Genomic DNA, 24,247 nt, shown 5'->3' on the forward strand with positions numbered 1-24,247 from the left:
TGGACGGTTGGGAGGGGTGGCCTGAACGGGCACGACGGCCACCGTCAATATGCAATCGACGGTGGCCGTCGCCACGCTACAAAAAGGACGTCAACCACTCTAGTCGACGGTGACGGCGGGGACCGGTCACTACTGGCCGCTACTGGCTGAAGCGGCCGTCCAGGTAGGCGTTGGCACACACGCGGCGGGCGATCTTGTTCGCCGAGGACCGGGGGATCGTCCCCTGGTCCACGATGCGGATGTCCGCGGGCGTCACACCGTGGGTGGCGGTGACGGCCTGGCGGATGGACGCCACGGCCTCGGCGTCACCGGAAGCGGGGGCCTCCGGGTCACGCTCGGCGACGAGGACGAGCTCCTCGGAACCCGAGTCGCTGCCGGCACCGCTCACCGCGAAGGCGGCGAGCACGCCGGGCAGGACGTGGCCCTGCGTGGCGTCCGCCGCGGTGGCCTCGATGTCCTGCGGGTAGTGGTTGCGTCCGGCGACGACGACGAGATCCTTGATGCGGCCGGTGATGTAGAGCTGGCCGTCCACGACGACCGCCAGGTCACCGGTGCGCAGCCAGTCGTCCTGCGGAGCGTCCTGGACGGCCGAGCCGTCGGAGAGGCGGTTGGCCGCCGGCAGGGAGTTGCGGAAGGTCTCGGTGGTGTCGTCCTCGCGCTCGAGGTAGCCGGCGGCGATATTGCCGCCGTTGAGCCACACCTCGCCCACGGTGCCCTCGGCGAGCTCCTCACCGGAGGCGGGGTCGACGATGGCCATGAACAGGGACGGGCCGGGCTCGCCGACACTCATGATCGGCACGGCGTTGGCGGCGTCGTCGGCGACGTCCACGGCCTGCCCCTCGGCGAGCTTCTCGCGGTCGAAGACGCGCAGCTTCGGACGGTCCTCGGTCTGCGGAGTGGTCACGAAGACGGTGGCCTCGGCCAGTCCGTAGGACGGGCGCATCGTGGAGCGGCGGAACCCGGCCGGCTCGAAGACGTCGCAGAAGCGGTCCACGGACTGCAGGCTCACGGCCTCGGCACCGTTGATGATGCCCTCGACGTGGCTGAGGTCGATATCCGCCAGGTCCGCGCGCTTGGCCGGGTCGGCGTAACGCGAGGCGAGCTCCAGGGCGAAGTTCGGGACACCGGTGTACACGTTGACCCCGTCGCCGCGGTCGGCGAGCTGGCCGATCCAGCGGCCCGGATCCTGGATGAAGTCGCGCGGGGCCATGATGTCCTGCGGGATGCCCAGGATCAGCACGAAGGACGACAGGATGATGCCCATGTCGTGGTGGAAGGGCAGCCAGTTGACCAGACGCAGCGGCGTCTTGAGCTGCGCGGCCTGGAAGACCTGCAGCACATTCGTCACGATGCTGCGGTGGGTGAGCACCACGCCGGCCGGGGTGCGGGTGGAACCGGAGGTGTACTGGAGGAACGCCGCGTCGCCGGCGTTCGGTGCCAGCTCCGGGTGCTCCATCAGCGCCATCATCGGGTTCTGCCACTCCTCGGCGAGCGAGTCAGGCAGGGCGTCGATGGTGAGCACGCGGGGACGCTCGGACGACGGCAGGCTAGCAAAGTGGCTGCGCACGTGGCCGGCGGAGGTCTTGTTCGTGAGCACCACCGTGGGCGTGGACGAGTCCAGCACCGCGGCCAGGTGGTCGGCGTGACCGGGCTCGGTGGGGTCGTAGAGCGGCACCGGGACCGTGCCGGCGTAGAGCGCGCCCATGAAACCGAAGAGATACTCCGGGCTGTTATTGGCCAGGATCGCCACCCGGTCGCCACGCTCGGTGACCTGCTGCAGGCGCACACAGACCGCCTTGACGCGGGTATTGACCTCCGCGCGGGTCCAGGTAACGGTCTCCCCCTCGGCACCGGAGGCGAAGTCGTGGAAGGTAATCAGCGGGGTGTCGACCGCCCCCTCCATCTGGGCCATGGTGAACAGCATCTCGCACATGGCGGAGAGCGAGAGCTGGTCCGGGATGGCGATCTCGCCCTTGTCGTCGTAGAACTGCGCCATCGCGTCGCTGATGTCCATCAGGTCTCCCTCGTTACTGTCTGTCACTGTCTGTCGAATTGCTTTCCGCAATGAATCCTATCGTCCCCGGGACCTCTCCCGTGACAATTACCGTCCTTCGGCGATGATGTCGCCGACCCAGTTGTTGATCCACTGCGGGACAGTGCCGCCGTCGACGACGGTGCCGTTGCTGGAGTACTCCGCGTGCACCTTGTTGGCGTCGATGAGGTCATTGGCGCGCTGCACCGCATTGCCGATATCCCTGGGGGCACTGCACACCAGGTCGGCCGGGGCGCAGAACTGCAGCGTGCTGTCCTGCAGCGCACCGAAGTCCTGCGGACGCTCCCCACGCATGGACGCTCCGGGGACGATCGGGCTGACCAGCGCGCCGACCGGGCTGAGCGCGATCTCCGCGCCGATGCCGGTGGCATCCGGGCTGCCGACGAGCACCCCCTTGCCGTCCTCCCGACGACCGTCGGCGATCAGCGCGACGCCGGCGACGGCGTCCGCCGGCACGCTGGACTGGCCGTTGCCGATGGCGGTGGCCAGGTCACCGGTGAGCACCGCGCCCTGGCTGAAACCGACCATGATCATGCGGGTGGCCGGGCACTGCTCGTTGACGGCGGTCATCTCCGCCTCGAGCGCGGCGTACCCCTGGTTGCGGGAGTCGTCGTAGGACATCTCGCGCAGGGACTGGATGTTGCGGAACTGGGCGGCGTAGGGCAGCGTCCAGCTCTTGAGCTGACCTCCCTCGACACCATCACCGAATTCCTCCTGCAACGGCTGGGTGACGTTGAGCAGCAGCGAGTTGGGGTGCGACGACGGGTGGATCGGGTCGTCGTCCGCGGAGGACTCCCAGGTGCCCGGCGCGGCGAACAGCTGGTAGTCCGGGCAGGACGCCGGCTGCTCGGGGTCGGTGGTGCGGGTGGCATCCGGCTCGGCGGTGTTGTCGGAGCCCGGGCCGCCGGATTCCCGGGAGAGCCACGAACCGATGCTGACGACAAGGAAAACGGCGAGGACGACGACCGCCGCGATGGTGAGGAACTTTCTCATGGCCAGTCAGAGTACCCCGTTTTCCTGTCAGCACTCTGCCAGGCGGTGAGCAGCTCGCGTCAGCTCCCGTCAGCTTGCGTGCACGGTGCCGTCGGTGTCCTGCACCAGCGTGCCGCCCTCGAACTCCACCGAGGCCGAACCGTCGGCGTGTTCGGTGTAGTCGCCGATGACGAAGCCGAGTTCGCCGCCCTCGTAGCCCTGAGCACGGTAGGCGTCGAAGAGTGCGCCGTGGCGGATCACGAAGGTGCCCTTGTCCGAGGTGTAGAGCACCCCGTGCTCGAAGTCGCGGAACTGTCCACGGGTGCCCTCCGGGGACGCCGCGGTGTCGCCCGGCGTCCGGTTCATATCGGGGAGACCGAGGATCCCGTCCGGGCCGTCCAGCTCGTCGTAGCGATCGGCGATCGCACGGTTCGGCAGGGTGTAGACGGTGTTCCCGCCACCGACGGTGAACAGCGTGCCGCCGGTGAAATCGGCGCGACGCGAGCCGTCCGACGCGATGGTCTCGTCGCCGGTCAGGAAGCCGTAGCGTCCCCGCTCGTAGTCCTCCGCGCGGTAGGCGTCGAAGAGTGCGCCATGACGGATCAGCGCCGTGCCGTACTCCTGGGACCAGTAGATGACCCCGTTGTCGAAGTCGGTGAAGTAGCCGGGCAGGTGCGTGGCGCTGTGGTCGCCGGTCGGGAAGCCAAGCTCCTCGCGCTGGGCGACGCTCGTGGCGTCCGTACCGAGGTAGCGTGCGGAGATCGCGCCGTGCAGCAGGTGCACGTCCCCGTCCGGGGTGCGCAACGCCGCGCCGTTCTCGAAGCGCTGCACCTGGCCGGTGCGTCCGGCGACGGTGATGTCCTCTTCCGGAGCCACCGGGTAACCCCACGCGCCGTACTCCCAGTTCGTGGCGCTCCACTTGTCGATCACGTCCTGGGCCACGGTCACCGGGCCATTGCCGTCCTGCACCTGCGACCAGTAGATGAAACCGTGGTCGAACTGCGCCCATGCGCCGCCGTCGCGGGCCCAGGAATCCGGCTCCACCGGGTAGCCGAGCCAGGAGTTCGGGCCGCCGAGTTCGCGGTACTTCGCGCCGGTACGACCCCAGGTGGCCACGGCACCGGTCTCCTCGTCCGCGCCGTCCTTCAGGTAGACCACACCGCCGCGGAAGTCCTGGGCGGTACCGGTGACCTTTCCGTCCTCGTCCTTGATCTCGTAGACCTCGCTGATGCAGTCGCCGAGGTTGTAGTTGTTCTTGTTCGTCCGGTAGCGCTCCACCGCCTCGGCGAAAGCGCCCTCGGCCTCGCACTGCACGGAGGTGTCGGACTCGTCGAGCCCCAGGGCGTCCGCCATATACGGCCACGCCTGCTTCATCTCGTACTCCCAGTACGGCCAGGTGTGCGTGCCATTCGGACGGAACTTCGTCACGGTCTTCACCCCGGCGAGGTTCGCGAAGTTCACGAACGTCTGGCTGGTCACCCGCGACGCCGCCTCCATCGCACCGGAGTTGATGTCCGCCGCACTGCCCGGGAAGTCGCCCTCGGCGTCCCACGCGCCGGCCAACCCGTTGCCGGCGGCCACGTAGACCGTGGTTCCCGCGCGACGGAAGTTGCCGACCAACAGCTTCGGGTCGTGGGTGAACCACTCCGGCGAGTAGTAGTTGCCCCACATCTTGCGGGCGTCGAAACCGGCCTGCTCGGTGATCATGCCGAATGCGCGCGGCATCAACGGCGACGAGGTGTCCAGGTAGCCGGAGAAGGACGCCGCGAAGTCGAACATCTCCGCGTTGCGTCCGGCGAGCACCATCGCACCGGTCGCGCCCATCGACAGGCCGCTGACCGCGCGGCGGTCATTGGTGCGCCACCCCTGCTCCAGGATCGGCGGCAGCTCCTTGGTGAGGAAGGTCTCCCACTTGAAGCTCTTGCCTCCGTCCGCCGACTGCCAGTCGGTGAAGAACGACCCGCCGCCGCCGATCGGCAGCACCAGGTTCACGTTCTTGTCCGCGTAGAACCGGACGGCGTCGGTGGCGTAGGACCAGGCACTCTCGTCCTCGCTGCTGTAGAGCGGGCCGAGCTGCCAGACCGAGGGGAAGGTCTTGTCCGGGGAGCTGTACCAGTCGCGGGCCAGGTGGACCTGCACCTTCACCGTCTCCCCCGGCATGGCGGCGGAGTTGATGTAGAGCTTCACCCACCGGTCAGTGATCCACTCGACCTTCTCCACCGAGACACCGTCCGGCAGTCCCGGCAGGTCCTGCTCGGTGACGGACAGCGGCTCGCGCTCGGGGGCGGCGCCAGGATCCATGAACGCCAGCGGCGAGTTCTCCGGGGCGGTGTCCGTGGGAGCGTCGGCGGCCGCGGCGGCCTCCGGGGAGACTGCCGAGTCGTCCTGGGTGCCGTCCTGGGTGGCTTCTTGGGCCGTATCTTGGCCGGCCGCTTGGCCGGCCGCTTGGCCGGTCTCTTCGGCGGATGCCGGTGCCAGCGGCGTGAAGATGAGGGCACAAGCCAGCAACGTGCCGGTTACCCGGGCACGCCGCGATGGGCGATGGGACACTGGGGTTCTCCTTGAATGGAAACGTCGGTACAACCCCTGCCATATCGCCGGGTCTCAAGAAACTAATACACGATGATATAAATATCACTTAAAAAGTGACGCAGGCCACCGTGCGGCTACCCCCTACCGGCGCGATGTGCGCAGGTCGAAAAGTGTTACCAGTTTTTCCGGGTCGGATTTTCGGCGACCTGGGGTTATGCCGAGAAGGGGCCCGGAGAAGTGGTAACACTTCTCCGGGCCCCTTCACCGTGCCCAAAATTCACCGGGCCGCTGCCGCTTCCGCTGCGCGGATCAGCCGCAGTAGTGGCTCTCCGCGGCCTCGGTGATGATGCGCTGGGCATCCTCGGCCGATACGTCGGTGAGCTCCTGCACCTCGAGCTGGCCGGCGATCATCGGCACAGCGAATCCGTCGCGCCCCTCCTCGTTCGCCAGGCACTGCTCGCGGGCGGCGGCGATGACTTGGTCCTGGATCGCCGAATCCTCCACGTCGATGCCATTGTCCTTGAGCTGGGAGAGGAAGGCGTCGTCCTCGTCGGTCCGGGGTGCGACCTCTCCACCGGGCTCCTCGACCTCGTTGACCTCCCCGTCACGCGGGGAGTCGCCGGAGCCGGAGCCGGCATCGGCATCCGGTGCGGCGGACGTCGGTGCGTCCGACGAGGACGGAGACGCCGATGACGAAGCGGACGAACTCACGCTGGGGACGTCGGTCTGCGTCTCGTCACTGTCGACCGTGGAGTCGCCGCCACAGGCGGCCAGGGTGCCGGCGAGCAGCAGTGCGGACGCCGCCGCGCCGAACCGCTTCATCGGGATGCTCATCGCGGATCCTTCTCGATGTTGCCGTTGACCTCACGGATCTCACCGTTCTGGAACTTCACGACCTCGCCGCCGGCATCGATGGACTGCTGGTCCTCGACCGGGAAGCCGTAGCGTCCCTGCTCCCACTTCTCCTCGCCCCAGGCGTCGAAGATCGAGCCGTAGCGGATGATGTGCGCGCCGGTGGAGGCGGACCAGTAGATGTTGCCGTGCTCGAACTGGGTGAACGCGCCACCCTTGATCTTGATCTCCTCGGAGGTCGGGAAGCCGAGTCCGGAGTCGTCGGGGCCGCCGGCCTCAACGTACTTCGAGCCGATCTGTCCCTCGATCATGCGGACATCGCCGTCCTTGTCACGCACGGCGACACCATTCTGGAATTGCTGGATGGCACCGTCCTTGACGGTTTCCACGGCGGAGACCGGGTAACCGAAGGCACCGCTCTCCCACTTGGTGGCGCCCCAGGCGTCGACGATGTCGTTCTTCACCGCGACTGCACCGGTCTGCGGCGTCCAGTAGATGATGCCGTTCTCGAAGCGCTGCAGGATGCCGCCGTCCTTCAGGCCGGTCTGCTCCTCGCCGGTGGGGTAACCCAACCAGCTGCCGGCACCGCCCATCTCGGAGTAGCGGGCGCCGATGCGGCCCCAGCTGGCCCAGGCCTTCTCGGCGTCCTTCTTCCAGTAGATGCGGCCGTTGCGGAAGTCCTGCACCTTGCCGCCGTTCGCGGCGTCGTACTCGTTGGTGGTGCAGGTCCCCAGGTTCTGGCTGCGCTGGCGCTTCTCGGCCTCGGCGATGCGTCCCACGGCGGCGCAGTTGGCGCCACGGTCCTCGTCGGACAGCCCGAAGGTCTGGGCGATGTACGGCCAGGCCTGGGTCATCTCGTACTGCCAGTAGGGCCAGTCGTGGGTGCCGGAGCTGCGGTACTTGGTGACCACGTCCACGTCGGCGCGGTTGGCGGCGTTGGCGAAGGTCTGCGTGGTCATCCGCGACATCGCCTCCAGGCCGAAAGCCGCGGGGTTGGCCGGGTAGCCGGGGATCGCGCCCTGCTCGTCGTAGGGGCCGGCGTTGCCGTTGCCGGCGGAGACGTAGACCGTCATGTCCTTGAGCTGGTCAACGTGCTGCTTGGGGTCGTTCTCGTCCCAGCGCTCGGAGCCGTAGGAGCCCCACATGCGCTGCGCGTCGTAGCCGTCGCCCTCGTTGGTGGCGAAGTTGATGGCCTGCGGCACGCCGGGCGAGGTGGTGTCCAGGTAGCCGGAGAAGGAACCGACGAACTGGAAGAGCTCCGGGTGGCGCTGCGCGAGGTTCACCGCGGCGGTACCGCCCATGGAGATGCCGGTGATGGCGCGCTGCTCGGTGGTGCGCCAGCCTTGCCGCAGCACCGCGGGCAGCTCCTGGGTCAGGAAGGTCTCCCAGTTGTAGGTGGTGCCCTCCTCGGGGTCCTCCTCCCAGTCGGTGTAGAAGGACGATGCGCCGCCGACGGGCATGATCACGTTGACGTTCTTGTCGGCGTAGAACTGCTGGATATTGGTCGACAGGGTCCAGCCGGACTCGTCGTCGCGGGCGCGCAGGCCGTCCAGCGCCCACACGGACGGGAAGTCGCGGTCGGGCTGGCTGTACCAGTCGCGGGCCAGCAGGATCTGCACCAGCACCGGCTCGCCGGGCATCGACGGGGTGTTGATGTAGACGTTCGCCCACCGGTCGGACAGCCACTCGACGCGGTCGACGTCCACGCCGTCGGGCAGGTCCGGCAGGTCCTGGTCGGTGGTCTCCTGCGTAGGACGCTCCGGCACGTCGTCCGGGTCGAGGTAGTTGCCGAGGCCGCCGAGGCTGCCGCCCTGCGCCGCGGCGGGCGCGGCGAGGGGCAGCGCCAGGGCCACCGAGAGCGGCACCGCCAGGATGGCGGCACCGACGCGCCATGAAGCCCCACGGGACGAGGGACGGCGGGCGGGGGACTTCCCGGTGCGGGTGTTCGCAGCGTTACTCATGGTGGTGGCGTTCTTCCTTCGTAGGTACGTCTCAACGGTCACGGCGGCATCAGCTGTGGCGGTCCCGGTCCGCCGGCAATGGGTTCCCCGCCCACTGCCGACGTCCGGTCGAAAGCCGGTGCCCGTCACCGCGGCCCGGCCCCCGGCGTGAGGGGGTTGGGCGGAGGGTGACGGCAACACCGGCAATTATGACAACCGGGACGTGGAATGCCCCGGACAACACGCCAGAACCTTGAAGTTTTACTTGAGACTTAGCTTCACCACGGAGTCTAACACCCCATCCCACCCCCGCACACCCTTTAAGACAGCACCAGGATCCAGATAGCGATGTGGTGCAATCCCCCGGCCACGATCGTCGCGGCGTGGAAGACCTCGTGGAAGCCGAACCAGCGCACCGAGGGGTTCGGACGCTGCCGGCCGTACACCACCGCGCCCGCGGAGTAGACGAGCCCGCCGACCACGATGAGGATCCCCGGCACCACCGGAATCGCCCCCACGAAGCCGCCGATTTTGAGTACGGCCAACCACCCCAAGGCGAGGTAGACAACCACGTCCAGCCAGCGCGGGTGACCGATCCAGAAGATGTTCATCGCCACCGCGCCGATCGCCAGCACCCAGCAGACCGGAAGGATCCACAAGCCGTCCGACCAGGAGTCGAAGGCGTACACGGCGATGGGGCCGTAGGTACCGGCGATGAAGATGGCGATCATCGAGTGATCCGCCCGACGCCACGCCTGCACGGTGGCCTCACTGCGCCACGGGGCGCGGTGGTAGAGCGCGGAGACCGCGAAGAGTGCGATCAGGCACAGCGAGTACAGCGCGGTGATCCAGGACAGTGCGGCGTTGCCGTGCAGCATGAATGCGGCGGCGGTCAGGGCCGTCCCGGTTCCCCCGAAGTACCAGGCGGCGTTCTCGTGGAGCCGTCCCCGCATGAAGGGCCGAGCACCGCGGTCCACCGCCGCGAGCCGGCGGCTGCTCCCCGGCTGGTTCTCTTCTGTTTCCATACCCGTCGAGTGTATGCCTACGACCCGGGAGATGGTGATCATCTCCCGGGCCGTGGGGGCACTGCTTCAGTCGAGCTCTCAGTCAGGTCAGCAGACGACCTGGCCGGCGCGGTAGCAAACGTTCAGCGCGTCGAGGATCGACGTGCGGGCCTTCTGCAGCTCCGGGGTCCACAGCGTCCAGTTGTGGACGCCGACCGTGGGGTAGCTGGCCGTCACGTTCGCGCCGGAGGCGCGGGCGGCTAGCTCGAAGGTAGCGGTGGATCCGCGGGAGCCCCACTCCAGGCCGATGCCGGCGATGCCGCCGACCGGGTTGGCCATGAAGTCGTCGCGCGGGCCGGGGATGCCGGCCGCCGCGGAGATGTACACCGGCATGCCGGACAGCTTCGGCGCATTGAGCAGCGGATCGTTGGCGAAACGCGTCGGGTGCAGCGGGTGGCCCCACATGTCCCAGATGTTCGCACCGCGCGAGCCCTCGTTCATGGCGAACTGCAGGGCCATGTACATACCCGGGGCGGTGGTGTTCAGGTAGCCGGACAGCGAGGTGACCTGCTTGAACTGGTTACGGTGACGCGAGGCGAGGTTGATCGCCGCGGTACCGCCCATCGACAGGCCCACCAGCGCGTTGTTCGTGCGGCTGATGTTGAAGTTCTGCGCCAGCTGCCCGGGCAGCTCATTGGTGAGGAAGGTCTCCCAGCGAGGATTCTTCGGGGTGGTCGAACCGTTGAACGGGCCGATCCAGTCCGAGTAGAACTGGGAGGCGCCGCCGACGGGCATGACCACGTTGACGTCGTCATTGACGAACATCTCCGGGGCGTGGCCCTGGTAGGTCCAGGCGTTCCAGTCGTCGCGGGCGCGCAGCCCGTCGAGCAGGTACACCGCGGCCTGGCTGTTCGAGCGCTTGATCTGGACCTGGATGTCCTGGTTCATCGACGCCGACCAGAACCAGCAGTTCTGGACGAAGTAGTTGTAGTTCGCCCAGGTACAGCGCGGTCCCAGCGTCGCCCGCTCGTCTGCCGAGGCAGTCGGGGCCACGACGGCGGCCAAGCCGAAGGCGGTGCCGATCGCGACGATCAGGGCCATGATCTTGCGGCCCAGCGAGCCGGTCGCGGACCGGTGCTTTCCGGTGGCAGTCGTCATGTTTTCCTTTACTTGCGGTTGTTCAGTCAGCGTCGTCAGGGTCGTGCGGGTCGTCTCTAGTCAACGAACCGGACGTTACCAAACAGTGATCTTTTCCGCCAAGAATATCGTCAAGCCCGCCCCAAGCGTTACGCCAGGGACGGGCCAGCGGGATGCCAGGTTCAAGGAGCCCCTAGGTGACGGCCGGGATCACGTACACGGCCACCGCGATCGTGGCGACCCACAGCAGCGCAAGGGCCTGCAGCGTCCGGTCGCTCAGCGCGATCTCGTCCGGTGCACCGCCCTCGCCCCGGTCGACGTCCGCGGCGTAGCGCAAGATCGCCACGGTGAACGGCACCATGGAGACCTGGTACCAGACCGAGGCGTGACCCGGGTGCTGCTGGCTCATGTCGAAGCCCCACAGGGCGTAGGCCAGCACCACGGCCGTGGCGGACAGCGTCCACACGAACCGCAGGTAGGTCGGGGTGTAGCTCTCCAACGACTTACGGATCTTCGCGCCCGAGCGCAGCGACAGCTTCAGCTCCGCGTACCGCTTGCCGGCGGCCATGAACAGCGAACCGAAGGCGGCGACCAGCAGGAACCACTGGGACAGGTCGATGCTCGCAGCCACACCACCGGCCATGGCCCGCAACATGAACCCGGAGGACACCAGCGCGATATCGATCACCGGCTGGTGCTTCCAGCCGAAGCAGTAGCCCAGCTGCAGCCCGATGTAGATGGCGATGACGATCGCCAGCGAGACGCCGTTGGACGCCAGGAAGCTCAGCCCAATGGCGGCGACAATGAGCACCATCGCCATGGCATAGGCCAGGCCCACCGGAAGCACGCCGGCGGCGATCGGCCGGAAGCGCTTCGTGGGGTGCTGCCGGTCGGACTCCACATCCTTGGCGTCGTTGACCAGGTAGATCGACGAAGCACCGAGGCAGAACACGACGAAGGCGATGATGATGTCGGTGATCACCCGGCCCTGGAAGAGCAGGTCACCACCGGCGGCCGCAGGCGCGGCGACGACGAGGACGTTCTTCACCCACTGCTTGGGACGCAGCGCCTTGATCATCGCCTCGGGCAGGTTGCGCGGGGCACGGTGGCCGGTACCGGCACCGGTGTCCTGCGTCGTCTCCTTGGCGTAGGTCTGGTCCTCCCACTCCGCCGGCTCCTCGAGCCCTGAGGTGTGCGGTTCGGACCCGATGAACACCTGACGCTCCCCCGGACGCTCATTGGTGTCGTAGGACTCGGTGGGGTCGAATTCTGGGTCCGTCCCGGGTCGGGTCATCGGTTGATCTCCTTCGCAGTTCGGTGGACGGCCTTCTCGGTCGCCACCCCGAGGGCGACGCCCGCGAGGACGTCCGTGGGGTAGTGCACCCCGAGGACCAGGCGGGACGCCATCATCACCGGCACGCCAGCGAGCGGCAGCCGAGACCCGGTGACCCGGGTCAGCGACGTCAGTGCCGCGGCGGTGGACGTGGCGTGCGACGAGGGGAAGCTCAGCCGTGACGGCGTCCCCACCCCGACGCGGATGCGCCGGTCCGAGGGCCGGCGGCGTCGTACGACCCGCTTGAGGACGACGGACGCCGCGTGGGCGGTGAACGCCGAGACGCCCACCTCCACCCAGGGTGCCACGCCGGACGCAGCGCCGGACGCGTCCTTGCGTCCGCGCACGGCGGCGACCGCCGCGCCAGCGCCGGCGAGGGCGAACCAGCCGAGCGCGTGCTCACCGAAGTGGCTCAGCCCACGGGCAGTGGCGAGGACGGCACGGTCGGCCGGAGCCTTCAGCGCAGCGTCCTGCACGGCGACGAGGACGTCCGCCTCGGAGCGGACCGGGGAGGTCATGACGTCTCCCCCGGCTCGAAGATCTTCGCCCAGGCGTCCACGCTGGTCAGCTCGGGGTGTGCCACGCGGTAGCGCTGCCGCATCTCGTCGAAGCGGGTCGCCACCTCCTTCTGCAGGCGCGCGGACTCGCGGGCCAGGTCGCGGGCCTTGTCGCGGTCGCGCTTGCGGTAGACCACGCCACGACCGTCGGCGGTGGTCACGGTGACCCCGTCGAGACGGCCGAGGGAGAACCAGCGGGCCTCGATCGGGGGCAGGTTGACCTGCGGCACCTCGTGGTGGTGCGGGTCGGCCGGGCGCAGGTTATTGGCCACGACCTTCGCCAGGCGCGAGACCTTGGCGAACGGCGACAGCGGGATATCCGTCAGCTTCGCCGGTCCACCCACCGGGGCGGGCAGCTGCGCGGCGGACGGCACGACGACGGCGTCCGGGTACTGCTTGCGCAGCGCGTTGATGCGCGGCAGCGCGGTGTCGAGGATGTCGAAGAGCTGGTCCGGGCCGGCGAGGAAGTCCTTCATCGCCTCGTTCTGGATCGCCACGGTGGAGTACTCCAGGCACATGAGGTGCTTGGCGGTGGCCTTCGTCATCGAGGTGATGATGCCCGTCGGGCTGCCCTCGTGCTGCAGGGCGGCGACGATGAGCCGGTTGCGCAGGTGGAAGTAGGCCTGCCAGTCGATGGCGTCGTCCTTGTCGGACCAGGCCATGTGCCAGATCGCGATGCCGGGCCAGGACGCCGTGGGGAAGCCGTGGTCGCGGGCGCGCAGGCCGAACTCGCCGTCGTCCCACTTGATGAACAGCGGCAGGGGCTGGCCGATGGTGTCGGCGACGACGCGCGGGATCATGCACATCCACCAGCCGTTGTAGTCGGCGTCGATGCGGCGGTGCAGGTCCTTGGAGTCGACCGCCTCACCGGAGGCGTTCTCCCCGTACTCGCCGCGATCACGCAGCGGGTGGCGGTAGAAATCGTGGTCGTAGTGCGTGTGCGGGGCGGCGGTCCACATGAAGCTGCCACGGTCGATGATCTCGCCCATGGTGTGCAGGTGGCTGCGCTCCTGCAGGTTCAGCATCTGACCGCCGACCAGCATCGGCGAGGTGGCGTAGCGCGACGCCGCCAGGGAGCGCAGCACGCTGTCCGGCTCGATGGCGATGTCGTCGTCCATGTAGAGGATGAACGGGCTGTCGGTGCCGCGCTCCGGGTGACGCGCCTCGTACATGATGCGCGAGTAGCCGCCGGAACCGCCGAGGTTGCCCTGCACCGGCATGCGCAGCCGGTCGCCGTAGTGCTCTTCGACCGCCGGGAAGCCCGGCTCGTCCTTCGGGTGCTTCGTGCCCTGGTCGGGCATGATCAGCGTGTCCACGACCGAGTCGACGACCGGGTCGGACGACAGGGCCTCCAGCGCGGCAACGGCGTCCGCCGGACGGTTGAACGTGGGGATGCCGATCGTCACGCGCGGCTCCGGGGCGGGCAGGACGTCGCCCACCTTGAGCGTCTTCTTCTCACCGGTGGCGGGGTCGGTCACCACGGTGTCGGAGACCACGCGCTGCTCCCCGGCGTCCTTCGTGGCGAACCAGCCGGCGCTGTGGATGACGGTCTCGGACTCACAGGTGATGTCGAACCAGATCCAGCCGCCGTCCTCAAACGGGTCGAGCGACATGGTGAACTCCGCGACACCGCGGCCGTCCTCGTCGACCTCCACGATGCCGCCGGTCACGGCGATACGCGAGCCGTCGATCTTGGAGCGGTAGATGTCGATGCGGGCGTCGCCGGTGAGGTCGACGCGCAGCTGCACCTCGTCGAGCTGGCTCCACCGGCGCCAGTAGGACGCGGGGAATCCGTTGAAGTAACTCTCGAAGCTGATCTCCTCGCCCGCGGGGATGCGGGCGGACGTGCGCGACAGCGCGGTGACACGCCCCGGGGTCTGCTCGTTCTCTACGATGTAGAGGGAACGGACGTCCCGCGGCTCACCCCGCTTCGGCAGAATGATCCGGGCAAGACGCCGCGGGTCGTAACGATCCTCGCTCCCGACGGCAGCCCGGTCGCCGGACTGGTCGCTCATCTCAGTGGTTGCGCTCATGAAGTTCTACGCCGGCCTCCGTTAGACAGTTGTACGCCGCCGATTATTCCCCATCAGCACCGCAGGGGCGTAGTCGGGCACGCTGCATACGCCTGTGAGTCCTCTGTGGGTTCGGGTAGGGACACGGGTGCTGGGCGAGGTGCGAGCGCACGTGCGTAGCCTGGGCGGGCATGAGCGAGAGCAAAACGATCGTGATCACCGGTGCCAGCGACGGCATCGGCGCCGCGGCGGCGCGCCACCTGGCGGCGTCCGGCCACCGGGTCGTCCTGGTCGGCAGGTCGCCGGAGAAGACGCGCGCCCTCGCCGACGAGCTGGACGCCCCCTACCACTTGGCGGACTTCCAGCACCTCGACCAGGTGCGCGACCTGGCGTCCGACCTGCTGGACGCCTACCCGCGTATCGACGTGTTGGCGAACAACGCCGGCGGCATCTTCTCGCAGGAGACCACGCAGGACGGGTACGACAAGACGTTCCAGGTCAACCACCTGGCCCCGTTCCTGCTGACGAATCTACTGCTCGAGCGGCTGCGCGAGTCGCACGCCACGGTGATCCAGACAGCCAGCATTGCTGCCCGCCTCTTCGGGGATCTTGACCTCCAGGATCTCGAGGGCCTGAACAATTCAGGGAAGTGGAACGCGAACAAGGCCTACGGCGACGCCAAGCTGGAGAACATCCTGTTCACCAGCGAACTAGGCCGCCGGTTCGGCGACGAGATCGACGCCGTGGCCTTCCACCCCGGCGTGGTCAGCACCAGTTTCGCCTCGGACACCTCCAGCCTCATGAAGATCGTCTACCACCTCCCGGTAGTCTCGAAACTGCTGATGACCAGCCCCGAGGACAGTGCACGCCTCCTCGTTGACCTGGCCCTGGGCGAGCCAGGCACCGACTTCACGCCCGGCGGCTACCATGAGCGCGGCAAACTGGCCACGAAGGTGAATCCGCAGATCCACGACGCGGCACTGGCGAAAGGGCTGTGGGAGCGCAGTGCGGAGCTGACTGGGGTGGGACGCTCGTAGGTTCTGCATCCCGGCCGGACGCGCTAATTTTTGAAGTGCGGATCGATTCGATGTTCCACTTTATTTTCCGTCGCATTCCAGCTGGCCAAGAGCCTCAGCAGATCTTCGCTCCGACTTCCAGGCTCCGCCGTATAGAACGAAAGATCGTGCCAGGCGCGGCGACCAATCGGAAGATCAACAGACTGATACGCCAATTCCAATTCGCCCACCTCCGGATGCTGCAGTCGCTTCGTTCCATCATGAACAGTACGAATATCGTGCGCTGCCCAGAACTCGCGAAACTGCTCGCTGAGGGTCGATAACTCACCGATGAGCGAACGTAGATTCTTGTCATAAGGCTCACGCCCAGCTTCAGCTCGCAGCAGAGCGACAGTCGCTGCAGCCCCGGCTTCCCAATCCACGAAGAAATCGTGCGACGATTCATCAAGGAAGAAATAACGACCAAAGTTGGGAACCCCGTTCTTCGCTGTATGACTATCGAACAACGGGGCGTGGACGGCGCGGCCAAGTGCATTGGCACCGATCACATCAAGCCGACCATTGCGGACATATGCCGCAGACAAAGTGACTGAGTCGAGCATCCACTGCACCCGCGGTGCCAGGGGAACGTCACGGCGGCGGGTCGTCTTTCGCCTGGAGGGCTTCGCCGAGCGAGCAAGGTCGAGCAAATAGGCCCGCTCGTCATCATCGAGGCGCAGAGCATCCGCAACTGCATGGAGAACGTCATCGGAAACTTCCGCGATGTGTCCTTTCTCCAACCTCGTGTACCACTCGGTGCTGACGCCGGCGAGGACGGCCACCTCCTCCCTGCGCAGACCAGGCACCCGCCGGCGTGCGCTGGTAGGCAGACCCACCATGTCCGGCGTTAACCTGGCGCGACGGGTAGCCAGGAAGTCTCTAATGTCGGCGCGATTGTCCATGCTTCTACGGTACTACCGCCTACTGCACAAAAAGGGGGTTGAGCTTCTACCCCGTACCGCCGACGCTTCGTTCTGAACGAGCACGCACGAACCTACAGCCAGCCCTGGTTAGCTAGCTCTTCGCGATTCACAGTGCGTTGATCCGCTCCCGCGGTTGACCGCGGCCAACCCCAGTGCGTTTCGCGCTCGCCGACACACTCATGCGATCGACCGCGGTGCCGAGACAAACTTCCCGACGTAGGAGTCGTTGGCACAGGTGAATCGCGAGCTCGATGCTCGCCAGATTTCGAGGTGTTAAGGGGGTTGAATGTACCCCCCTCTAAACTCGACCTCCCCAGGGTCGGCCAGCCGGTGTACAAATCTAAGCATCCGCCCTCCACACAACCCAGGACATACTTAACAGTTGTCATAGAATATCTAGGGAGTAAAAACAATGCCAGACAACGACAACCGGATGGCACGTGGAATTGTCGTGGGTCGCACGGGCGACCCTGAAGTACTAGAGAACCGAGACCTCCCCTTACCTACCCTCAACTCGGGCGAGGTGCTAGTGCGACACGAAATGATCGGGGTCAATTTCACCGACATTTACCAACGCCGCGGCTTCGACCCTGTAAAAACACCTTTCGCCCCGGGCATGGAAGCATCGGGAGTTGTGGACGCCGTCGGCCCTGACGTTACTTTCGTGAAGCCGGGCGACCGAGTCGCTTACGCTCGTTGGAGGGGTTCATATGCGGAGGCTGCAGTAGTACCCGTGACGAGCCTCATCCCGCTCCCCGATGATGTCTCGTTCGAACAGGCTGCAGCGTTTCCTATGCAGGGAATCACGGCACACTACCTGATTCACGAGTTCAGAAAGCCCGCCCAGGGCGATGTCGTTGTTGTCCATGCTGCAGCGGGGGGCGTGGGATTGATGCTCGTGCAGTTTGCCAAGCACTATGGAGCTCGTGTCATTGCGACGGTCTCGTCGCAGGCGAAGGCCGACGCGGCACGCGAGGTTGGAGCTGACGTGACGATCAATTATTCCGAGCAGGACTTCTCCGACGAGGTGCTGAAACGGACCGATGGGCACGGCGCTGACATTATCTTCGACGGCGTTGGCAAAGCTACATTCAATGGGGATTTGCAGGCGCTGGCCAAACAAGGGCATATCATCGTTTTCGGAGCTGCCAGTGGCCCGCCTGATCCGGTAGAGCCGGGTGCACTGATCGGCGGTTCCCGCTCGATCTCGGGGGGCGATGTCGCCGACGGTATTGGGACACACGAGGAGTTACTCTCTCGCGCTCAAGATGTCATGGATGGCATTGAACAGGGATGGCTGAATTCGCGAATCTACACGACCCTCGCATTATCCGAAGCACCTGAGGCACATCGCATTCTCGAGAGCCGCCGCGCCATCGGGAAGATTCTTCTTTCGCCGCACCACTAGATTTTCTTTGTGGATACTTTTGCAGCACCGAAGATATTCACCTGTACCACGAGAAGTTATCCGATTACTGGCCCATCGCAGGCCGCAGGACGCTGGGATCGCGGACGTGGGCGCGAGACCTCCCCGCGGCAGCAACAGAGGGGGTGGAATCTCCACCCCGATAAACCCGACCTTCCTAACTTCCGGAAGTCCCGGTGAACTGGTCACCGATACTTTGGACCAGATCTATTTCGTAACGAGGTTCTCCCATGCACGATGAAGCCCCCTCGGCTTCCGGGGCATCGCCCGACAGCGCTGCGCCCTCCACCCGCCTTCCGCTGGTCGTTTACGTCCTGGCGCTGGGCACATTCCTCATGCTGACCACCGAGTTCGTGGTGTCGGGCATTCTTCCCGAGATCGCAGCTGACCTCGACATCTCTCTCGGCCAAGCAGGCTCACTGATCACCATTTTCGCCGTCGGCATGGTCGTCGGGGCGCCGGTAATGACCCTGTTGACGATGCGCATGTCTAAGAAGCTGACACTGCTGCTCGCCCTGGGCGTTTTCGTCGTCGGTCACGTCGTCGTCGCCCTGGGCTCGAACTTCACATTGCTGATGACTGCCCGTTTCATCACCGCCCTGGCTACCGGTGCCTTCTGGGCGGTATCCGCCGTCGTCGCCTCACGTGAAGCAGGCCCGTCGCTTGGCTCCCGCGCGGTGGGTGTCGTCGCAGCCGGCGGCTCGTTGGCCACGGTTCTCGGCGTGCCGCTGGGAGCCTTCCTCGCCCAGCACATCGGCTGGCGTGGCACGTTCTGGGCGCTGGGCGCTGCCGCAGTAATCGCCGTCGCGTTCATCGCTCAACTCGTTCCCCGCGACACGCCAACTTCACCCCAGGGCGGTAAGACCTCGGTCCTGTCCGAGCTTTCGGATCTTCGCTCGGGTCGACTGTGGCTGGTGCTCGCCACCTGCGTAGCGACATGCGGCGGCGTGCTTGCCACCTATTCTTTCGTTGCTCCGATCCTCACCGACCAGGCGGGGCTGTCGTCTTCTCTGGTCCCGCTGGTGCTCACCGGCTTCGGCCTCGGCTCCTTCATCGGGACTCTGGTCTGTGGTCGCCTCGGCGACAAGCGTCCGCACACCGTCACCATCGCCATTCCGGCTGCGACGACTCTGGTACTACTCGCCATGACGGTACTGACCGGCTCCGCCCCCGTCACCATCGTGCTCGTGGTACTGCTCGGCATGTTCGGGCTCAGCGCCAACGGAGTGCTCATCCACCTCGCCGTCAGTTATGCAGGACGTGCCGGGACTCTAGGCTCCGCCCTTGCAGTCGCCTCGTTCAACACGGGCACGGCGATCGGTACCGCCATCGCCGGGACGACGCTCGGCACCTCCCTGGGCCTGACCGGCCCCGCACTCGTTGGCACCATCATCATCGCCCTTGCTCTGATTCCGACGATCACCCTCGCACTCGTCTCCCGGCGCCGCCAGACCACGGAACCACTTCCGGCACACTAAAGAAACGGGCTCGCCGCTCGATAGTCCCGAGTTCCACACCCCGCACCCGGTCCTGCCGCGCGTATCATGCACCGAACCAGCACCGACATACCCGCCGGTACTTTAGGGTGGAAACATGACCGCCGAGATCCTGTCCCGCGACGACCTGTCTTTCCTGCTCCACGACTGGCTGCGTGTCGAGGAACTCACCGACCACGCGCCCTTCACCGAGCACTCCAGGGACACCTTCGACGCCATGCTGGACGCGTCCCGCGAGCTGGCAGTGACGTCCTTCCGTCCGCACATGCGGGCGTCCGACCTCGACGAACCGTCGTTCACCAGCAGCGACGGCAGCGGCGGCAGCGTCCACATCCACGAGGCCATCGCGCCCGCCTTGCGGGCCTTCGCCGACTCGGGCCTCGCCGCCGCGTCCTTCGGTGAGGAGCACGGCGGGGTCGACCTGCCGCTCACCGTGTCCCGCGCCTGCTTCGCCTGGGTCCAGGCCGCCAACATCGCGACCGCCGCCTACCCCATGCTCACCATGGCCAATGCCGCCCTGATCATCGCCCACGGCTCCCCACAGCAGGTCACTGACTACGCCGACCCCCAGCTCGCCGGAGTCTTCAGCGGGACCATGTGCCTGTCCGAGCCCCATGCCGGATCCTCACTGGCCGACGTCAAGACCCGCGCCCGGCGCGACGACAACACCGACGAGAACAGCGGTACATGGCGGCTCACCGGCACGAAGATGTGGATCTCCGGCGGCGACCATGCGATGACCGACAACATCATCCACCTCGTCCTCGCCCGCACCGGCGCAGCCGGAGTGAAGGGGCTGAGTCTGTTCATCGTGCCGAAGGTCCTGAAGGACGGCTCGCGCAACGATGTGACCCTCGCCGGCCTCAACCACAAGATGGGCTACCGCGGCACCACCAACACCCTGCTCAACTTCGGCGACGGCACGCACACCCCGGGCGGGGCGGCCGGCGCGGTCGGCTACCTCGTCGGCGAGGAGAACCGCGGGCTGCAGTACATGTTCCACATGATGAACGAGGCCCGGATCGGTGTGGGCACTGGTGCTGCCGCCCTGGCGATGACCGGGTACCTGGAGTCGCTGGACTATGCGCGCAACCGCCCGCAGGGCCGGCCCGTCGGTGCGAAGGATCCCGCCCGGCCGCAGGTGCCGATCATCGAGCACGCCGACGTCCGGCGCATGCTCCTGGCCCAGAAGGCCTACGCAGAGGGGTCCATGGCCCTGTGCCTCTACGCCGCGAACCTGGTGGACCGCGCCACCGTCGCCAGTGGCGACCAACGCCAACGCCTCGACCTGCTACTCGACGTGCTCACCCCGGTGGTGAAGAGTTTCCCCTCCCAGTACGGGCCCGCCGCCAACGACCTGGCGATCCAGGTCCTTGGCGGTGCCGGCTACACCCGCGACCACAACGTGGAGCAGTTCTACCGCGACAACCGGCTCAACCCCATCCACGAGGGCACGCACGGCATTCAGGGCCAGGACCTGCTCGGACGCAAGGTCGTGATGCAGGACGGCGCGGGCCTGCGCCTGCTCGCCGGGACGATCACCGCGACGGTGGACGCCGCCGCGGCGTCCTTCCCTGCGTTTTCGGACGCCCTCGCCGCCCGCCTCGCGCGCCTCGTGGAGGTCACTGCGACGTTGTGGGAGGACGGGGATGCCTCAGCAGCACTCGCCCACGCGACCGACTATCTCGAGGTCACCGGGCACATCGTGGTCGCCTGGATCTGGCTGGACATGGCCCACGCCGCGAAGGAGGCCGGCTCCCCGCTGGCGGCCGGCAAGAGGGCCGCGGCCGAGTACTTCTTCACCCGTGAGCTCCCCCTCGTCGACCCCGTACTCGACCGGCTCGCGCGCCCGGACTCCCTGCTCACCGACCTGGACTGCGCTGATCTGTGACGCCGTGAGTACCCGACCGTCTCAGCGTGCCGGGCGCACCACGGCACCGCCGTCCAGCGCCTCGGACAGGTCCTCGAGGAACCCTTCGTCCAGCGCCCAGCGGATGCTCAGCGGGCTGGGACCATTCGTTGCCGAGGCCAGCGTCTCGTCCTCGAGGATGTAGTAGTTACCGTCCTCGATCGGTTGCCACCGCGAGATCGCCGGGGTCTCCAGCGTGTCCTTGGTCTGCTGCGCACTGCTCGACCAGCCGACGAAGAGGTCGGTGTCGACCCGTCCGACGTTCTCCAGACTCACGGTGCCGAAGAAGGAGTCTTCGTCCTCCAGGTCCATCGTATCGGCGAGGTTCGTACTGTCCACCAGGCCGAATTCGCGCAGGAAGGCGACCCGCGGGTCACCCGACACGTAGAGGCCCAGCTCCTGGGACCCACCGTCGAAGGTCAACCCGTAGACGAAGGACGAGTCCTGCAGGTTCGGGTACTCCGCGGCCTCGTCCGCCATCGCGGTCTCGGTCTCCTCAATGAGTTCGGCACCACGCTCCTGCTCGCCCATCGCGGTCGCCACGGTCTCGGTCAGCTCCTGCCAGCTGCCGGACTGCCAGGGGCTCTCGGTGTAGGCCACGGTCGGGGCGATTTCGGTGAGGCGGCCGTAGTCGACATCAGTGATCCCGGAGTGCGGCGCGAGGATGAGGTCGGGTTCGGTGGTCGCGATCTTCTCCACGTTGATGCTCCCGTCCTCAGAGTCGGTGAGTTCGGGCATGTCGGCGTCCAGGACGTTCTCGACCTGGTCGCGGAACCACGGGCTGAACCCCTCGTCGTCGCCTCCCCAGGTCTCGTCGACCCCCACCGGGGCGGTGCCCAGGGCGGCGACGATGTCGTGGGTGATCCACCCGATGGTGACGATCCGCTCCGGCTTCTCCGGGATCTCGGTCTCGCCGTAGACGTGTTCCATGGTGACCGGGAAGGTGCCGGATCCGCTGTCACCGCCACTTCCGCCCGAGCTGTCCCCATCGTCGGACCCGCATGCGGTCAGTACCGCCGCCGACGCCAGCACCACCGCGCTCAGCATCCCCAGCCACGTCGCTCGCATGCCCTTCACTGAACCTGTTTTTGTCATAGTCCCACTCCTGATTTTTCTGTTGTCATGTTGTCGTCTCGAAGAGGTACTCACCGCACGGCACGGAAGTACTGCGGGCCGCGTCCGGTGACGCGTTTCATCGCCGTGCTGAAGGCGCTGGCGGAGGTGTAGCCCACCTTCCGGGACACCGCGCCGACCGGCGCACCGTCCGACAGCAGCCGCACGGCCTCTGACATGCGGGCGGCAGTGCGCCACTCGCTGAAGGTCATGCCGGTGTCGGCACGGAAGGCCCGGGCGATGGTGCGTCCGCTGGTGTTGAGGATCCACGCCCAGTCGTCCAGGGAGCGGTCGTCGTCCGGCCGTTCCATGACGTGACGCATGATCGGCTGGATCAGCCGACTGTCCGGCAGCGGCAGTTCGAGGCCCGGCAGACTCGGCTCGGACATGAAGTCCAGGCACAGCCGCTGCGCCCGGAACCGCCGGTCGCGACCCATCGCGTTATAGGCCATCATCACCAGCATCTCCCGCGTCGCGGCGTTCACCGCGACGTCGTGCACGCGGTCCGCCGGCCCCTCCCACGCGTCCGGTCGCACGTAGACCGCGGTCAACGTGCTGGACGCACCGGTGTCGGCGGCGTGCCCGACGCCGGCGGGCACGAAGACCCCGTGCCCGAGCGGTATGTGGTGACGGTGCCCGTCCACGTCCACGTACGCACTGCCGCGCATCGGCCAGAAGACCACGTGGTGGTCGGGGTGGTGGTGCACGGTGTCCGTGCAGACCTCGGGTTCGAGCGGGCTGGGGTAGCGCAGTTCCCGCATCGTGAGCAGGTAGTCGCCGGGGATGAGTTCGTCCTGCTGGGCGGACATTGGTGGGACGGATACCGGCGCGTCGAGTACCGCGCCCTGCAGCACGGTCACAGCCCGTTCGTCTCGTAGAGGCTGTCGACGAGGTCGGTGACCTCGTCCGGATCGCGGTCGCTGTCGTAGAGGTCTCGGACCTTGTCGGCGAACTCCTCGCCCAGCGCATCGTAGGCAGCGATCCACTGCTCCTTGTCGTGGACCCAGTAGCCCATCGTTGTCGCCGCCGTCCGGGCCAGGCCCTTCTCCTCGCGCAGCTGCCGACGCAGCGTCCGCGAAACGCGGGTCTCCGTGCCCACCCACACCGCGGCGTCCTGCGGGAGGTCCAGGTCCGACAGCGCCTCCGGCAGCAGCGAGGGGCCCACCCCGTTGCCGCCGCCGGGCAGCCAGACGCATTCGACCTCGCCGCGACGCGGCGCGACCTCGTACCCGGCGTCCCGGACCTCGCAGACGAGGGTGGACGTCATGCCCGCCGGTGCGTCCTCGCAGATCCGTAGTGCCGCCGGCAGGCCCGGCTCATCGCAGAGAAGGACCTGATGGGTGGCGTCCTGCGCTCGCCGGTACACGGCGACGGGCTCAGTCAGGCCGACTTCGCCGCCGACCTCGACGGTGGTCGCCCACGTCGTCGCTACTCCGGTGCCGTGGACGACGAAGTCGACGTCGACCTCACCGGGACGCCAGTCGCGGATGGTGTAGGTGCGCATCTCCGAGGCCTCGACCCCGTCGGCGTAGACCCAGCCGGTGCCCTCCACACGCGGCAGGCGGACGGGCTCGGCCGGAGCGTCCGGGAAAAAGACCCGCACCCACTCGTCGCCCACGTCCGTGGTCGGATAGTCGGCCATGTCCGGTCCGCCAAGACTGACCCGCACCATCGCCTTGCCAACCCTCGTCACTGCCGTCACCTGGGCCCGGTGAATCCGAGGTTCGGGACCTCCCTGACCTGCATCCACGTACTTCTCCTACCGTCCGCGCGCCACCCAAGCGGGCACCGCTGCACTTATTTTCGCTAAGGCAACCCTACATGTACTTGTCTTCGCGCAACGGACAGGTCGTCTCGCACAGGAGTCAGGGATCGGGTGGAGCCTCTAGCGCAAGGCTGTCGTGAAGCAGACACAATCTGTCCGATACCCGCA

Annotated in this window: 18 protein-coding genes; 4 read left to right on the forward strand and 14 right to left on the reverse strand. The window is 66.9% G+C overall.

The features are described 5' to 3' along the window. Positions 1–139: 139 nt before the first annotated feature. The 10 genes from ACT3SZ_RS10790 to ACT3SZ_RS10835 all read right to left on the reverse strand — a co-directional run bounded on the left by ACT3SZ_RS10790 (position 140) and on the right by ACT3SZ_RS10835 (position 14,395). Positions 140–2,014 carry a FadD32-like long-chain-fatty-acid--AMP ligase gene (locus tag ACT3SZ_RS10790; RefSeq protein ID WP_444618547.1) on the reverse strand — a complete coding sequence of 625 codons (1,875 nt, stop codon included), beginning with the start codon at positions 2,012–2,014 and terminating at the stop codon, positions 140–142. Between the two features lie 87 nt (positions 2,015–2,101). Then, entirely contained in the window at positions 2,102–3,046 is a 945-nt protein-coding gene (locus tag ACT3SZ_RS10795; RefSeq protein ID WP_444618548.1) for a cutinase family protein, read from the reverse strand. A 69-nt stretch (positions 3,047–3,115) separates the two neighbouring features. Further along, on the reverse strand, positions 3,116–5,575 hold the full coding sequence (locus tag ACT3SZ_RS10800; RefSeq protein ID WP_444618549.1) for an alpha/beta hydrolase-fold protein: 2,460 nt from the start codon (positions 5,573–5,575) through the stop codon (positions 3,116–3,118). 291 nt (positions 5,576–5,866) lie between these two features. After that, complete coding sequence (locus ACT3SZ_RS10805) at positions 5,867–6,391, reverse strand: DUF732 domain-containing protein (RefSeq protein ID WP_444618550.1); 525 nt, start codon at positions 6,389–6,391, stop codon at positions 5,867–5,869. Beyond that, on the reverse strand, positions 6,388–8,370 hold the full coding sequence (locus ACT3SZ_RS10810) for an alpha/beta hydrolase-fold protein (protein ID WP_444618551.1): 1,983 nt from the start codon (positions 8,368–8,370) through the stop codon (positions 6,388–6,390). The genes ACT3SZ_RS10805 and ACT3SZ_RS10810 overlap by 4 nt, the downstream gene beginning before the upstream one ends. A gap of 299 nt (positions 8,371–8,669) precedes the next feature. Further along, positions 8,670–9,374: a PAQR family membrane homeostasis protein TrhA gene (trhA, locus tag ACT3SZ_RS10815; protein WP_444618552.1), complete on the reverse strand. Its 705-nt coding sequence runs from the start codon at positions 9,372–9,374 to the stop codon at positions 8,670–8,672. 87 nt (positions 9,375–9,461) lie between these two features. After that, complete coding sequence (locus tag ACT3SZ_RS10820) at positions 9,462–10,511, reverse strand: alpha/beta hydrolase (RefSeq protein ID WP_444618553.1); 1,050 nt, start codon at positions 10,509–10,511, stop codon at positions 9,462–9,464. Between the two features lie 172 nt (positions 10,512–10,683). After that, positions 10,684–11,784 (reverse strand): decaprenyl-phosphate phosphoribosyltransferase, encoded by a 1,101-nt coding sequence (locus tag ACT3SZ_RS10825; protein WP_444618554.1) that lies wholly within the window; start codon positions 11,782–11,784, stop codon positions 10,684–10,686. Beyond that, on the reverse strand, positions 11,781–12,341 hold the full coding sequence (locus ACT3SZ_RS10830; protein ID WP_444618555.1) for a phosphatase PAP2 family protein: 561 nt from the start codon (positions 12,339–12,341) through the stop codon (positions 11,781–11,783). The genes ACT3SZ_RS10825 and ACT3SZ_RS10830 overlap by 4 nt, the downstream gene beginning before the upstream one ends. Then, entirely contained in the window at positions 12,338–14,395 is a 2,058-nt protein-coding gene (locus ACT3SZ_RS10835) for a glycosyltransferase (protein WP_444618602.1), read from the reverse strand. The genes ACT3SZ_RS10830 and ACT3SZ_RS10835 overlap by 4 nt, the downstream gene beginning before the upstream one ends. Positions 14,396–14,583: 188 nt before the next feature. On the opposite strand from ACT3SZ_RS10835, the gene ACT3SZ_RS10840 reads away from it, so the two are divergent. Continuing rightward, positions 14,584–15,429, forward strand: a complete 846-nt coding sequence (locus ACT3SZ_RS10840) for an SDR family NAD(P)-dependent oxidoreductase (RefSeq protein ID WP_444618556.1) — start codon at positions 14,584–14,586, stop codon at positions 15,427–15,429. 23 nt (positions 15,430–15,452) lie between these two features. Here the strand turns inward: ACT3SZ_RS10840 and ACT3SZ_RS10845 are convergent, their stop codons facing one another. After that, on the reverse strand, positions 15,453–16,349 hold the full coding sequence (locus ACT3SZ_RS10845; RefSeq protein ID WP_444618557.1) for a helix-turn-helix transcriptional regulator: 897 nt from the start codon (positions 16,347–16,349) through the stop codon (positions 15,453–15,455). A gap of 433 nt (positions 16,350–16,782) precedes the next feature. Here ACT3SZ_RS10845 and ACT3SZ_RS10850 point away from each other — a divergent pair, with 433 nt between their 5' ends. The 3 genes from ACT3SZ_RS10850 (at position 16,783) to ACT3SZ_RS10860 (ending at position 21,183) form a co-directional block, all read left to right on the forward strand. Beyond that, entirely contained in the window at positions 16,783–17,778 is a 996-nt protein-coding gene (locus tag ACT3SZ_RS10850) for a quinone oxidoreductase family protein (protein WP_444618558.1), read from the forward strand. Positions 17,779–18,026: 248 nt separating this feature from the next. Next, complete coding sequence (locus ACT3SZ_RS10855; protein WP_444618559.1) at positions 18,027–19,274, forward strand: MFS transporter; 1,248 nt, start codon at positions 18,027–18,029, stop codon at positions 19,272–19,274. A gap of 115 nt (positions 19,275–19,389) precedes the next feature. Continuing rightward, positions 19,390–21,183, forward strand: a complete 1,794-nt coding sequence (locus ACT3SZ_RS10860; RefSeq protein ID WP_444618560.1) for an acyl-CoA dehydrogenase — start codon at positions 19,390–19,392, stop codon at positions 21,181–21,183. A gap of 21 nt (positions 21,184–21,204) precedes the next feature. Here the strand turns inward: ACT3SZ_RS10860 and ACT3SZ_RS10865 are convergent, their stop codons facing one another. The 3 genes from ACT3SZ_RS10865 to ACT3SZ_RS10875 are packed head-to-tail and all read right to left on the reverse strand — an operon-like array spanning position 21,205 to position 24,064. Then, positions 21,205–22,296, reverse strand: coding sequence for an ABC transporter substrate-binding protein (locus ACT3SZ_RS10865; RefSeq protein ID WP_444618561.1), 1,092 nt, complete (start codon positions 22,294–22,296; stop codon positions 21,205–21,207). A gap of 50 nt (positions 22,297–22,346) precedes the next feature. Next, a complete protein-coding gene (locus ACT3SZ_RS10870; RefSeq protein ID WP_444618562.1) occupies positions 22,347–23,174 on the reverse strand; it encodes a helix-turn-helix domain-containing protein in 828 nt (275 codons plus the stop codon). Beyond that, the gene (locus tag ACT3SZ_RS10875; protein ID WP_444618563.1) at positions 23,171–24,064 is read right to left on the reverse strand and encodes a siderophore-interacting protein; all 894 of its coding nucleotides are present in this window, start codon (positions 24,062–24,064) and stop codon (positions 23,171–23,173) included. Before ACT3SZ_RS10875 ends, ACT3SZ_RS10870 begins: the two co-directional genes overlap by 4 nt. Positions 24,065–24,247 lie beyond the last annotated feature (183 nt).

The sequence above is a fragment of the Corynebacterium sp. AOP40-9SA-29 genome (assembly GCF_052377405.1).
Lineage (GTDB): Bacteria > Actinomycetota > Actinomycetes > Mycobacteriales > Mycobacteriaceae > Corynebacterium.